Source organism: Amphritea sp. GJ51-11 (genome assembly GCF_055808735.1).
In genome coordinates this window covers 4,591,779-4,604,168 of the sequence record NZ_CM147881.1, presented here as the reverse complement: position 1 = coordinate 4,604,168, position 12,390 = coordinate 4,591,779, and the positions used below count along the sequence as shown (strand labels likewise).

General features: G+C 44.3%; 15 protein-coding genes. 7 read left to right on the top strand and 8 right to left on the bottom strand.

The window, feature by feature from the left end; genetic code table 11:
• Positions 1-99: 99 nt before the first annotated feature.
• The gene (locus AC0L4K_RS20910) at positions 100-255 is read right to left on the bottom strand and encodes a carbon storage regulator (RefSeq protein WP_473267755.1); all 156 of its coding nucleotides are present in this window, start codon (positions 253-255) and stop codon (positions 100-102) included.
• Between the two features lie 147 nt (positions 256-402).
• Between AC0L4K_RS20910 and AC0L4K_RS20905 the strand changes: the two genes are divergently transcribed.
• Positions 403-1,149 carry a DNA/RNA non-specific endonuclease gene (locus AC0L4K_RS20905; RefSeq protein ID WP_473267754.1) on the top strand — a complete coding sequence of 249 codons (747 nt, stop codon included), beginning with the start codon at positions 403-405 and terminating at the stop codon, positions 1,147-1,149.
• Between the two features lie 146 nt (positions 1,150-1,295).
• Here the strand turns inward: AC0L4K_RS20905 and AC0L4K_RS20900 are convergent, their stop codons facing one another.
• Complete coding sequence (locus AC0L4K_RS20900; protein ID WP_473267753.1) at positions 1,296-1,547, bottom strand: helix-turn-helix domain-containing protein; 252 nt, start codon at positions 1,545-1,547, stop codon at positions 1,296-1,298.
• Positions 1,548-1,611: 64 nt separating this feature from the next.
• Here AC0L4K_RS20900 and AC0L4K_RS20895 point away from each other — a divergent pair, with 64 nt between their 5' ends.
• From AC0L4K_RS20895 to AC0L4K_RS20875, 5 genes are all read left to right on the top strand, one after another.
• Positions 1,612-2,262 (top strand): NIF family HAD-type phosphatase, encoded by a 651-nt coding sequence (locus tag AC0L4K_RS20895; protein ID WP_473267752.1) that lies wholly within the window; start codon positions 1,612-1,614, stop codon positions 2,260-2,262.
• 446 nt (positions 2,263-2,708) lie between these two features.
• Entirely contained in the window at positions 2,709-3,290 is a 582-nt protein-coding gene (locus tag AC0L4K_RS20890) for a hypothetical protein (RefSeq protein ID WP_473267750.1), read from the top strand.
• 130 nt (positions 3,291-3,420) lie between these two features.
• Positions 3,421-4,068, top strand: a complete 648-nt coding sequence (locus AC0L4K_RS20885; protein WP_473267749.1) for a HEPN domain-containing protein — start codon at positions 3,421-3,423, stop codon at positions 4,066-4,068.
• 124 nt (positions 4,069-4,192) lie between these two features.
• Positions 4,193-4,738, top strand: a complete 546-nt coding sequence (locus AC0L4K_RS20880) for a hypothetical protein (protein WP_473267748.1) — start codon at positions 4,193-4,195, stop codon at positions 4,736-4,738.
• Positions 4,739-4,805: 67 nt separating this feature from the next.
• A complete protein-coding gene (locus AC0L4K_RS20875; RefSeq protein ID WP_473267747.1) occupies positions 4,806-5,684 on the top strand; it encodes a TIR domain-containing protein in 879 nt (292 codons plus the stop codon).
• A gap of 70 nt (positions 5,685-5,754) precedes the next feature.
• On the opposite strand, the gene AC0L4K_RS20870 is transcribed toward AC0L4K_RS20875, so the two are convergent.
• The 3 genes from AC0L4K_RS20870 to istA all read right to left on the bottom strand — a co-directional run bounded on the left by AC0L4K_RS20870 (position 5,755) and on the right by istA (position 8,494).
• Complete coding sequence (locus AC0L4K_RS20870; RefSeq protein WP_473267746.1) at positions 5,755-6,099, bottom strand: group II intron maturase-specific domain-containing protein; 345 nt, start codon at positions 6,097-6,099, stop codon at positions 5,755-5,757.
• Positions 6,100-6,210: 111 nt separating this feature from the next.
• Positions 6,211-6,951 carry an IS21-like element ISVch3 family helper ATPase IstB gene (gene istB, locus AC0L4K_RS20865; RefSeq protein ID WP_473267100.1) on the bottom strand — a complete coding sequence of 247 codons (741 nt, stop codon included), beginning with the start codon at positions 6,949-6,951 and terminating at the stop codon, positions 6,211-6,213.
• Between the two features lie 10 nt (positions 6,952-6,961).
• Positions 6,962-8,494, bottom strand: a complete 1,533-nt coding sequence (gene istA / locus AC0L4K_RS20860; RefSeq protein ID WP_473267745.1) for an IS21 family transposase — start codon at positions 8,492-8,494, stop codon at positions 6,962-6,964.
• 277 nt (positions 8,495-8,771) lie between these two features.
• Here istA and AC0L4K_RS20855 point away from each other — a divergent pair, with 277 nt between their 5' ends.
• Positions 8,772-9,194 (top strand): DUF6988 family protein, encoded by a 423-nt coding sequence (locus AC0L4K_RS20855; RefSeq protein WP_473267744.1) that lies wholly within the window; start codon positions 8,772-8,774, stop codon positions 9,192-9,194.
• A gap of 140 nt (positions 9,195-9,334) precedes the next feature.
• On the opposite strand, the gene AC0L4K_RS20850 is transcribed toward AC0L4K_RS20855, so the two are convergent.
• Genes AC0L4K_RS20850 through AC0L4K_RS20840 form a run of 3 tightly spaced genes read right to left on the bottom strand, consistent with a single transcriptional unit; the run spans position 9,335 to position 12,389 of the window.
• Positions 9,335-11,509, bottom strand: coding sequence for an AAA family ATPase (locus AC0L4K_RS20850; RefSeq protein ID WP_473267743.1), 2,175 nt, complete (start codon positions 11,507-11,509; stop codon positions 9,335-9,337).
• Positions 11,491-11,964: a VPA1267 family protein gene (locus AC0L4K_RS20845; RefSeq protein WP_473267741.1), complete on the bottom strand. Its 474-nt coding sequence runs from the start codon at positions 11,962-11,964 to the stop codon at positions 11,491-11,493. The genes AC0L4K_RS20850 and AC0L4K_RS20845 overlap by 19 nt, the downstream gene beginning before the upstream one ends.
• Positions 11,965-11,978: 14 nt before the next feature.
• Positions 11,979-12,389 (bottom strand): hypothetical protein, encoded by a 411-nt coding sequence (locus tag AC0L4K_RS20840; protein WP_473267740.1) that lies wholly within the window; start codon positions 12,387-12,389, stop codon positions 11,979-11,981.
• Position 12,390 lies beyond the last annotated feature (1 nt).

Here is a 12,390-nt window from a genome sequence, read left to right as displayed (position 1 = left end):
ATCGATACTCAAATATTGACTCGATTAGCTTCCAGCAATTTTATAGCAGTCCCTTAAAAACCTTATCCTTGGGAGGCCTGACAATCTTGATCATCATAGTCATGATGCAAATGGCACTTCATCTCGCCAGACCTCGACTTCATCAGGAGCAGTAATTCCTAGCCGTACATTACGCGACCGTGATTTAAGAATTCGGATTTCAACCTGATGATCAATGATGACTGCTTCGTTTAAATTTAACTGAATAATCTTCATGTTTATTCCATCCCTGAATATATCCTAAGCTCGATTAGCCAGAGCCTTCTACCCTTGATCTTTGGGCTCCTATTCGAGAATATTGCTCACCAATCAGTATAGGCATAAAAAACCACGTATCCACTTGTGAGTCTAAAGGGAATTATAGTGAAGTTCATCCAAGCGGTATCGCTCGCCATCGCATTCACCGCCTCAGCGTCAGCAGATATACTCTCAGTCCATTGCCCACTAGGGTGCCCCTCTAACCCAGCGGAAAATGATCTAGTATTTGGGCATTTGTACGCAATGTCCAACAACCCAAATACTAAATTTGCTGACTGGGTTGCCTATGAAGTCAACGTGACTAATTTCGGTGACACTCCCGGCAGAAAATGGTCCTCAGACCCTCTACTAGATAGGAACAAAACTCTGGAGGCTAACGACTACAAGGGTGCTAGTAGCTCCGCATTAGAAGCGGATAGAGGCCATCAAGCGCCTCTTGCGTCATTTGCAGGCTCTCAATATTGGTCGGAACTGAACTACTTAAGTAACATTACTCCTCAAGACAAAGACCTAAACCAAGGCCCATGGAAAAATTTAGAAGAAGCGGTTCGTCATGCCGTAGGTTTTCGAAATTCGCTCTTTGTTATAACTGGACCGATTTACTCTGCGGATATGCCTTCAATGCCAGGTGCAGATGAAGAACATTTTGTTCCAAACGCATATTTCAAAGTAATTTATAACAAGAAAGGTGATACAGCAGCTTTCATGATGCAGCAAAGCAGTGAACGTAATGATGATTACTGTCAAAAAGCAGTAACATTGGCTGAGGTACAAGAAGCAATAGACTTTAAGCTACCTAACACACTTCATGTTGATCAAGAAATATACGCAAGATTAGATTGCCAGCAATAATCATTGCCAGAGATGTTACTTACACATAGTTTCGACGTTTATTATTGAATTCGCTGTCGGCAAGGTAAGTTGATGTGACATGGACAGGCTCGAAGATTAAAAATGGATTATCGCATGAGAAGGGCTTATCCACATCTAACCTAACTTTAACTCCACTTCTCACATGATTTATCCATAGCAATAAATCCTGCGGCAGGGTCAACATTCAGCACACTACAAAATTGATAATATTCGATAGCACTCAGCTTGCGAACCCGAGTCTCAATTTTGACTATAGTTGAATGATCTTCAGATAGAAGCTTTGCTAGCTCGCGCACGGTAAGGCCCTGTTCTTCTCGAACAGAAATCAACCAGTTTATCAAAGCTATATACTTTGGATGACGCGGACTCTTTATCATTGAGAGAACTATACCTACATGCTATTCTGGTGCGAAAACAGCACCAAAAAATTGAGGCGTCGCCATGTATATTTGTAAAGAAACACGAAAACCTATGGGGATAACTGAGATAAACAGTTTAATAATTGATCGGAACAACCCTTATGATAACTTTAGTCGACCACGCCCAATAGTTTGCCTTAGCCTAGAAGGAATACTTTTCCGTAAAATAAAGCACTCTGAACGTTCAATGATCCCTGATAATTGGCTGGATAGCGCTATAGACATCACGTATGTCAAAGAAAATGAAATTGAAAACTACACGCTCCTTCAGCGCCCTGGTGCAGCTGACTTACTGGTTGAATTAGTAAAGCATGCAAGCCCAATGATCTATTCGACACAATCCAATGAATTTATTGAAGAAGCATTATTACAGTTATCAATTGCCCAGGGAGACCCTGAGACATGCACTGAAGCTGAGTATCAGAAATCTGAAGCCTATATGGAGCACTCAGTCTGGTCTCGTAACCAATGTATAGAAATGGCAACAGGTTATAAAAAATCTCTTGGAACCCTATCAGAGTTTTTAGAAGAGGGTATTAACGACATCTGGCTTATCGACCATCAACCCAATCGAGTCGATTTTCCTAGTCATGTTATTGCTATTCCAAGTTTTACAGGAGACCCGAAGGATTGTGAGCTGTACAGACTCATTGATCGAATTTTCATCAATTAATTTGTTCCGAATAATCATCGTAGCCTTGCCTGCCACCCAGAAGGTGACGGGCTTACTCTGTGCGAAGTTGTAAACAACCGCTTTCAGATCTGAAAACAGCGTGATGCAATGAACCCAAGCCCTATAGCAATCAACACAGTTAATGCGATATAGTTCAATTCGGTGGGTAACTGGAGTACCCGTATCATAGTCTGTAATTTTGATTAACCTGCGTAGCGCTGGTAACTCAGACGGATATTCAGGATGAATACCATTGATCCTTTTTCCCTCTCTGGCAGCCCTTGCCTTTGCATATTTAGTCACATATTCCTGATACTTACGGCTTCTGCGATACATGTTTTACCCGTCCTTGGATTAAACGTACCTTGTAAGGTAGCAGAGCTTGCAAGCTCTAGAACCTTGCATAGGCGCAAGAATAAAGTTGTTAGGCATACAAGGAGAGTCCGGTGGAACTAAGTAATTATCTCGCTTTAATCGATTGGACTATTGTAGTTGCGTTATTAGCAGTATTTGTTAGCTTGCTTACTAAGCGAGACCAACGACAACTACAGAGAGAATCAATTGATTTGCAAAAGTCACAATCTAAGCTTGCTGAAAAACAGCTAGAGCTAATTGAAGGCGAAGAAAAAATTAAACAAAGCACAATTGAATTACAAAAAGCACAAGCAAAATTATCTCAGAGACAACTCGAATCATTTGAAAAAGAAGAAGCTTTAAAATTAAAAGCGTCTGTCCGTTTGGATCTAAGAAAAACAGACAGTAGAAGCTATAAGTTCTTTTTATCAAATAACAGCCATCAACAAGCTAAAGATGTTTCGTTTAATCTAGATATACCTACTAAATATTCAAGTCCACTTATAGGCAGTGAAATCGAAGAGAAATTACCTATATCTGTTCTTGGAACGGGAAGTGAAGTTTCATTTATTGCTGCGCTTTGTGATGACACTCCTTTAGGTTTTAATGCTACAGTTTTTTGGACAAACCCAGATGGTTCTCAAGATAAGTCGGAAGTCTATGTATCTGCGTAAAGGTATGCCTAACAAGTTGCCTAAGTTCGCCGCAAAAAGCGCGGCTGGGACAAATACTCACTGGGCAAAGCCCAACAACGTTCGCATTTGCCCCTTGGCAAAGCGTTAGCATTACAAGGAAAGCATCTAAATGCCATCTCAGGCTTTTAAACATTTCAGGGTTAACATGATTGATGTGCAACGGCTCATCAAATCTCACGGTCAGTTAAGCCCTTTATATCGAGGAAAAAGAGCGCTAGGTCATATCACACGCAGCGGTGTTGTGATGCTATGCGCTTGCTGGGAGCTATACGCAGAATCACTACTTATAGAATCTTCAAGGTATTTGGGCAACAAGTATGATTTGCCATCAGAGTTACCGTTAGACGTCCAAAAGCATATTTCAAAGCTAGTTCGCGATGCAAAACACGAGCTCAAGCCACTAGAACTTTCCGGTTTAGGGTGGCGTTCAGTATATGATGCGTTCTGTTGCACTGAAGTAAAGGGACTAAATACTCCGAAACCTTCAAATTTAAAGCCACTGTATAAAAATTACATTGGGGTAGAAGACATAACTCAGATGTGGTCTTGTGATTCAACCGAGATCAAAGACTTCGTCTCTCTTCGAGGCGACATTGCACATAATGGGCGATTTACCGAATACGTAACTATTGGGCAACTAAATGCATATTGTGAGCTGATATATAAAACCTGCTTAGAAATGGACTCGGCTGTATGCGATTATCTACTTAGTTTGGTCGGCGGAACTATTCAACCTTGGCGAAAAGCAGCGAAATAAATGCTAACAAGGCCATGCACCCGACCTCCGGTACCTGTCACTTTTTGTACGAAATACTCATAAAAATCGCTAGTTACCTCCGGCAGGTGATGGCGGTGTTAAATTTATCAGAGAGATTAGTGCGATGAATGAGAAGAAATTTCCGAATAAAGAAAGTCTGAAAAAATGGCTAATTTCTGCAACTGGCATTGTACTTACATCCGTTTCTCTGATGAGCAATGTTCAAGATTTAGAGTTTCAATTTTCTAACCCAAAGGCTCTAGTTACGGTGATGGAAGGAGCTCCTACTTATTTTCCTGATGGGCAATACATCATTACCTATTCCAACAGTGCAGATCTGGATTCTGATGGTCTCGATTATTCAAAAATGGCAATGGTACTATCCCTTGAGGCAAAGTTGGCTAAATCGGATACATTCTTTGGTGGTCTAAGACCACTACTTACTGCACTAATCGACTTTGAATACTGCTGCACCATAGATCGAACCAATCCAGCTTACGTAACCGCAGGCATCTGGATAGTGGAGCCTAGTAATCCTGCTGAATTTGATAATTTGAAACAAGTTTTGCACGAAAACTCTGTATATTATGCTTTTAATGATGGTTCTGGCTTTGTCACACTCAACAACGCAAGGGTGGGTAATGGTGTGAAGAAGCTGGTCAAAATTTAACAAGCAAAGGCAGGGCGACGCCAAAAAGCGGTGCGCCTGCTTTGAGCGTTAACTCTTTGGAGAAGTGATGTTCAATCTGATAATGAGCGGGAACGACACTGCGTGGGATTTGCCCGCTTACGAATTTACGACAAGCAGATTCCTAGAATACACGGTAGATTCCATCGCCGAAGCTCACTCCGATTTGTCGGCAAAGGTGATGGATAGGCTGAAATCCTATCCATCGTTATTTTTGTACGAATGCTATGAAAAAGATGCGTTTGTTGGATATATAAGAGAGATAAAACAGCGAGGTCGCGTCGTCGCGATTGAGTATGAATTCGACCAAGAAATAGGTCCTATTCCTGCAAGGAAGATCAAAGAGATTGCTAGCAAGCTAGAAATAGATGAGTCACGAGGAGAGCAATACAGAACTCACTGGGCGGTGAAGGCTAAAGACCTGCTTGGGATTCTATCAGAGCACGAGATTATAACCGCGCCGGTGGCGAACGACAGCGGGGTTTGTGGGCGTTTAGAAGAAATGCGTTTCAACGTGGCGTTTTCTTTCCCAGGAGAACTTCGTGGTGTTGTTAAAGATGTCGCTGATGGTGTCAAAGCATCCTTACCGCCGGGTTCAGTTTTTTACGATGATGACTTTATTGCACAGCTCGCGCGGCCAAATTTGGATACTCTTTTGCAAGCAGTTTATCTGAAGAATTCGGACTTGGTAGTCGTATTCTTATCAACAGATTATGAATCAAAGTTATGGTGCGGGATTGAATGGAGAGCGATACGAAGCATCATTAATAGCAGAAGCGATGAAACGGTCATGTTCGTCCGGTCTGAAGAGTGCAATGTCCCTGGCGTTTTCCCTCAAGATGGATATGTGGACATGAACAGATTCCCTCCAGATCAGATCGCCAAATTCGTGCTGGAACGGCAGAGACTAGCTGCTGGCACGAGTTAATCGGGTAGCGAGGGCCTCTTCTAACCCTCAGCCCCCACAACACACTGCATGTGGATCCGCACAGGGTGTTTCACTGAGAATGGTGAAGCTTGATCCAACCATCGCGCAATTCATAAAGCCCCTGAGATTTTAAATAAGCATTGGATAATGCCTGATTAGTCCTCGGTGTTTTAGAGCTTCGCCATGGGCCTTTACTGGTAATGCCACACGCAACAGCCGCCTGTACGTGGACGCCTCGACTCATCAGGTTCCTTACCTTGATTCGTGGCTTTCGCCACTGCTGCCAGTAAGCCATCCTTATTCTACGCCGAATCCAGTGATCTAGATCGACGCAGAGTTGATAGCAATTGGCGATGCCAAAATAGTTAATCCAGCCACGTATAAATTGGCTGGTTTTGAAGAGCTGATATTTCATCCCCCCAGTTACGATTCGTTAACACACGCACTTGCGTATTTCGGTGATTGCGAACGCTTGTTTCGGTTTATTCCGAACACCTGAACCAGCACTTTTTCTCTTTCCCTATTTTTACTCTAAGTGTTCGGATTGCGCCAGTTTTCTCATTGACTCTCCTCCCAGTTCTATTCGATGACTATTGTGAACTAGACGATCCATTAGAGCGTCTGCGACGGTGGCGTTGCCGATCATGTTGTGCCACTCCTTGACAGGTAACTGACTGATGACGATTGTGCTGCTGTTTTGGTAGCGGTCTTCAAGCACTTCTAACAAGTGACCAGCATGCTCTTGAGTCAGTTTTTCCATCCCCCAGTCGTCTAGGATAAGCAGGGCTTTTTTAGCGAGAGACTGAAGTTGCTTTTGATAGCTACCATCCAGACGACCTGCGGTCAGATCATCAAGCAAGCGAGTTAATCGGTAGTATCTGACGGTTTGCTGTTGGTCGCAGGCGCTGGTTGCCAGAGCGCAACCAAGATAGGTTTTTCCTGCACCTGTTGGGCCTGTAATCAAGATATTCTGGTGCTTGTGCAGATAACTCCCCGTTAGAAGTTCGCTCATCTGTTTGCGATTGAGGTTTCGTCCCTCCTTGTAGATGAGTTGACTCGGTTGCGCATCCACTCTCAGCTTAGCTTGTCGTTTTAAGCGTTGTATTTTGCTCTGATTACGGTTCAAGATCTCGCTTTCCAGAAGCAAGCTTAACCGCTCCTCGAAGTTCAGCTCTGCGTAAGTGGTCAGTTGCTCTTGTTGCTGCTCTAACGCTTTCGCCGCATGGCTCAAGCGGAGGCTTTTGAGTTGATCATTAAGTGCGTTCATATCTTTTCTCCTAGTGATAACAGGTCGGGCCTCGAACATTGCTGTGAACAAGGTTCGGCGTATTCGCTTTGTCTTTACTCAGTTGCCCTTCACGATTGTTCTTGAGTAGATTGTTGACGAAGGTGTAATTGGGTTTTGTCAGCATCAGTGCATCTTTACAGGCTTGCTCTAGGCGCGATTCACCATGGGCTTTGCTTAGGTTGAGTAACCCCAGACAAGAACGATAAGACTGCTCTGGATGAGGCTTGGAGTTAAGCATCTTATTGACAACTTCTCGTGTGGCTGGGCCGATATTGGCTCCCCAGTTGAGTAAGCGTCCAGGCGACCACTTTTGATGTTGATGATGACTCGGCATGTGCTCTGGTTGAGTGCTGTTTCCGTGCTCCCTTTGGCTACGTGGGTGCTGAGCGACCAAGTTACCTTGATGGTAGATTTGCACCAAACGGTTGGAAGCTTCCAGTTCGACATGATGGCCAACAAGCTGATGAGGAACCGAGTAGTAATGGCGGCGATATTCGATGTGATAATCAGGCCCCACTTTGGCTCGTTTGGTTTCGGTATATAGGTATCGCTGCTTAGGCAGTGGCTTCAATGCAGGTTTATCGAGTTTGTCGAACAGCGCTTTACGACTTGCACCATACTGTTTCATCTCACGTTGATTTAAGTCATTCATAAGCTCACGGATGGCCAGGTTCAGCTCTTTGAAGGTATGGAAGGTTTTGTGTCGTAGCCGCATCATGATCCAACGTTCCACTAGGAGCACGGCATTCTCTGCCTTGGCTTTGTCTTTCGGTTTGTAGGGGCGAGCAGGCATTACAGCGGTTTGATAGTGATTTGCCAGTTTTTGATAGCTGTCATTAAGTCTCGGCTCATAGCGATTAGCTTTGGTGACCGCGCTACGCAGGTTATCGGGAACCAAGAGCTGTGGTACACCGCCGAAGTGTTCGAACACATTCGCATGCGCCTCTAACCAGTAAGACTTACCTTGACTAGGGAAGGCTTCAACATAGGTGTAATTTGACGCGCCTAAGGTCGCTACGAACACTTCGGCTTCGCGCACTTCACCTGTATCAGGGTTAACGACTTGAAGCCGAGGCCCACAGTAATCGATAAACAGCTTGTCACCTGCAACATGGAGCTGACGCATGCTGCGCTTTTGGGTTTTGAACCAGCGAGTGAAGTGCTCGCAGAACTGAGTGTAAGCGTAAGCCTGCTCTTGATATTGCTCATGGTATTCCTGCCACAACAACATCTTTGTCATGCCTTTACGCTTGAGTTCGACAGCGTACTGAGCGAAGTCTGGCATGACCTTGTGTCGACTGGCTTTCTTCGAATGATAAAGAGCTTTAGTAAGGTCTGTATCACTGCAACCTTCTGGGAGAGGCCAGCCTATCTGACTTTGCTTAAAGCGAGCGACAAGTTCTGAGACTGTTGCAAGACTGACATTGAGACAACTGGCAATACTACGGTAGGACAACCCACACTCGTACTTAAGGCGTAATACCTCTTTGATTTTGTTCATTGGAGTTCTCTTTTTAGCCATTGTCGCTTCCTTACGTTCTTTTTTAAGAAGTAAAGAATAGCGAGCTATTGATTTAAAAGAGAAAAAGGAAGGATTTCGGGCATTCCGAACGCGGTTTTCGCTATTCCGAACGCTGATTTCGGAGTTCGCTTAAAAGTGTTCGGATAATCGCGGAATGTGCGTTCGGATTAAACCGAAATAGGTGTTCGGGTCATACCGAAATGGCTGTTCGGAATGCTCCGAAATCCGCTGCTTAAATTTCAGTAGCGTTTTCTCATGCCATTGAATACGGCCAGCCTTGAAGGTAAATTTACGTCCCCAGAGGAGTGCGCTTTTACGCGGGATATGGATGTTCAGGTGCGCGTCAGCACGGCAACTGACGAACTTTATGGACGGCAAAGATCTTCCTGGTATAAAGCAGCTATTTGAACAGGTTGAGCAAACAGATGGGTATCGTCATGGTAGGTTTTCGTCGCTGATGGAAGCAATCAAGGATATTCTGAATGACCATACTCATGGGGGCCTCTACCAGTCAGCAAGCCGTGACAAAGGTGACCGTATTTCAAGTGGATATGAAGCCACGCAACTGGATTGGTTGATCCGACAGTCGATGATGCTTTCGTTTCTAGCGTGCTTGGAGGTTTGTCATATCTTCAATGATACTCGGGTTTTGCGGGAGCTGACGCAGGAATTCGATAAAATAATAAGGCAAACAGGCTAGTTTGGCCCTTGCCATAACAAGTGGGTCGGGCGGGACAGCGTTCCGCTTCACTTGCCCCGCACCCTAAGCGTTATGCATCCAAGAAAACTACCAATTGATGACTAATCAGAATATTTATGAAATAGCTCTAAAGAAAGAATTTAAGCAGAAAACTCAATTAGTTCGGTTAGTAGAGTCTTTCGAGTGAAAGCCTTACCAGGGGCTTCTGTGACCTTCCTAAAAGTTTCTGTATTGCCAATGATATGAACTTCTCTTTCAGCACGTGTGATGGCCGTATAGAGCCAGTTGCGATCAGTTATGCGGTTATCTTCCAACACCACTATGATTCGCGGGAACTGACTCCCCTGAGCCTTGTGCAGCGTGATCGCATATCCCAGCTCCATTGCATCAAGTAATCCTTCTGTAACCTCAACCAAATCACCCGTATCAGTTCTAACTAAACCCAGATGATTCTGGGTTTGAGTAATGCTGACTAACTTCCCAAGTGTTCCGTTCTGCACACCCGCCTGATAATAATTCTGTGTAAACAGAACCTGATCATCCAGCCTCAAGTTCAGGTAGTAATTTTCAGAGTTGAGAAGAAACTCCATCTTCGGAGATTCAGCATTGAATGTGCGCTGTATTGCTTCATTGATGAGCCGCGTTGTCTTTCGCGTAGAGGCAATCACACGCGTGTTTTCTGGTGATGCGCCGAACAATTCAATTACTGTATTTTCAAACTGATCCGAACCCATCTCGTGGAAATAGATATTTCCTGTACTCAGCTCATTGGGCACACAGCCATTCTTGATTGACTCAGTGTATTCAGGGATACCAGAGCTTCCCTCTTGACGTTTTACTATGTCCAAAGTTGTATTGGCTACCCGATCACATTTAACGAGATCATGTAGGATTTTACCGATACCAATTGGGGGTAACTGGTTGGGATCTCCCGTAAATACAATCTTAACCTCTGGGCTTATATGATTGATGATTTTGAACATCGTTGGCAAATCCACCATGGATGCCTCATCAATTAAAAGCAGCTTCTTTTCACCTTCAGCACACTCGACTGAGTCATCCCAGAGAAATCGTGCGATAGTCTTCGTGAGATAGCTAATCGACTCATGCAAACGCATTGCAGCGCGCCCTGATAGGGCTACTGCGTGAACCTCGTAACCCAGCAAATCAGCGGTCTTTAGGAAGGTATTACAGGTAAATGTTTTCCCCGTTCCAGCGCCACCAGTCAGGCAACCGATCTGATTAACCAGCAGGTTTCTAACAGCCTCAATTTGTCTGTCGGTGAGTGAGTGGGGGAGTTTACCTAAAACAGAATTAAGCGATATTTCGTCTTGTTTATTCCACTGCCGTGAATGCGAAGCCAGGTGTTTGAACCGCTTAGCAACAGCGAGCTCTTGAATTGCAGTAGCCATGGGATGGTATCGATCTTCAGACTCATGATAAATCGCAACATTCTGATTGGCTTTTAGGTAGTCTAAAGCCTGTTTTGTTGTTTCAGCGTTCTTGAGTATGTTGAATATTTTGGTATTTAGCTTACCGCTATTTGTGTAGGTACTGCCGTCACTGAAGCAGTCTCTTAATCCCTGGGTGGCAGCAGCAATAACACGCTGATTTGTATAGTCTCCAGTCCACGGGGACCCGTCTGTTCTGACAAGCTGATCAACCTTTAGTACGGACATACCGAAGTTCACCAATTCATAGGGGTTGATCTTAAGCTCTTCAAGGGTTCCAGCTTTGTGATACTTGAGCACTCTGCGTTGAATAGAGGCAGGCACTCCCGCTTTTGCCATCCAGATTGTATGTTTCAGATTTTGATATTTCTTATACCCTGCATAAAGTGCTTTAATCGATTTATCGGATAGCACCTCACGTAAATCGCTTAGATACTTAGCACCTTGCTCCTGTAGCATTTCATGGATGTTAATACCAAATCGATGCCACAACTCCCGCGCTTTGGATTCCCCAATACCCTTAAACTCTGGATCTTTGGCAATGAATTGGATGAAAACCTCGCCATCATTGGGCAGTTCGAAATCAAGTGATTCAGGGTGGCTATATTGATGAATATCACGGATAAAATCACCGACATCAACCTGTATTACTTCACATACACCTGTTACCGTCCAAATCTGACCTGGTGCAGGAATAACAGGTAAATTGTCAGAATCGACCCAGATTTGAACCACATATCGGGCAGATTTCAACTGAGTGGCATCATCAATGGGGACACCTTTAATCAATGTATCCTGCTGACGCTGAAGATGGCTGGTCACTCTCAGCTTTTCTGTATGACTGCTTAGCTCTTGGCAGGACATAATCTAAATACCTGTAAGTCATCAATAGCCTCAAGAGTCTCAGAACTCGCTGCTAGGCGATTCTCAAGCGATTCTACCTGAGCCTCCAACTTAGCCACTTTCACTTTCAGGTCGTGATTTGAGGCCTCCAGAAAACCTATTCGCTTTCGCTCTTCACGGGAGTTGCTCTCCGACTGGTCATATAACTTCGTTTTTGATTTTGACTTTCCCCCCTTTGGAGTTAGACGGGGAAGTACGCCTCGTTTGCGAAGATCAGCTTCTAACTGATTTAGTGCGGTTTTAACCTGAGTATTATTTTTCAATGCCTCAGCGGATACACCTGATAGCTTCTTGATCTGTCCTTTGTTTAATTTACCTGTTGAGGCATAAACAATAGACGCGAAGGCTTCATCAGTCATGGAGTCGCGCCACGCTGTGAACATTTCAAAGTATTGCTGTCCTTTTTCTTTACTCATGACAGGTCTCACCGCTAAATATTATTTTCGCTGTCAAAGCTAGGCTTAGGCAATGGGCGATCTAAAATATCCTTTCCAACCCCTCTGGACTCAGCATTGTACTGCCAGCGTTTAAACATCTCACGATAGCGCGCATTCTGACTTTCCAGCTCTTTAACCCGCTGAGAAAGCCGATTTATTCGCTCATGTGCCGCATTGATGCTGTTGGGTCTAGCCGTTTCATCAACCCCTGTCTTAAGGGATCGCTTACGAATACCAAACTCCTCTTTGATTTCGGCTTTTCGGTTAAGCGCTTGACGAGTCGTTTGTATACCAAATGAATCACTACAGGCTTTTACCAATAAGTCCCAAGTAAGCTCAAACCGCCAGCTTTTAAGTAGATTAACAATACGGCGGACATCATCATCAGTCAGGTGTCTGGCCATG

What these genes read in the sequence shown, in the direction of transcription:
- AC0L4K_RS20910 (WP_473267755.1), bottom strand. Translation starts at nt 255, where the DNA reads ATGAAGATTATTCAGTTAAATTTAAACGAAGCAGTCATCATTGATCAT.
- AC0L4K_RS20900 (WP_473267753.1), bottom strand. Translation starts at nt 1,547, where the DNA reads ATGATAAAGAGTCCGCGTCATCCAAAGTATATAGCTTTGATAAACTGG.
- AC0L4K_RS20895 (WP_473267752.1), top strand. Translation starts at nt 1,612, where the DNA reads ATGTATATTTGTAAAGAAACACGAAAACCTATGGGGATAACTGAGATA.
- AC0L4K_RS20885 (WP_473267749.1), top strand. Translation starts at nt 3,421, where the DNA reads ATGCCATCTCAGGCTTTTAAACATTTCAGGGTTAACATGATTGATGTG.
- AC0L4K_RS20880 (WP_473267748.1), top strand. Translation starts at nt 4,193, where the DNA reads ATGAATGAGAAGAAATTTCCGAATAAAGAAAGTCTGAAAAAATGGCTA.
- AC0L4K_RS20875 (WP_473267747.1), top strand. Translation starts at nt 4,806, where the DNA reads ATGTTCAATCTGATAATGAGCGGGAACGACACTGCGTGGGATTTGCCC.
- AC0L4K_RS20870 (WP_473267746.1), bottom strand. Translation starts at nt 6,099, where the DNA reads ATGAAATATCAGCTCTTCAAAACCAGCCAATTTATACGTGGCTGGATT.
- istB (WP_473267100.1), bottom strand. Translation starts at nt 6,951, where the DNA reads ATGAACGCACTTAATGATCAACTCAAAAGCCTCCGCTTGAGCCATGCG.
- istA (WP_473267745.1), bottom strand. Translation starts at nt 8,494, where the DNA reads ATGGCTAAAAAGAGAACTCCAATGAACAAAATCAAAGAGGTATTACGC.
- AC0L4K_RS20850 (WP_473267743.1), bottom strand. Translation starts at nt 11,509, where the DNA reads ATGTCCTGCCAAGAGCTAAGCAGTCATACAGAAAAGCTGAGAGTGACC.
- AC0L4K_RS20845 (WP_473267741.1), bottom strand. Translation starts at nt 11,964, where the DNA reads ATGAGTAAAGAAAAAGGACAGCAATACTTTGAAATGTTCACAGCGTGG.
- AC0L4K_RS20840 (WP_473267740.1), bottom strand. Translation starts at nt 12,389, where the DNA reads ATGGCCAGACACCTGACTGATGATGATGTCCGCCGTATTGTTAATCTA.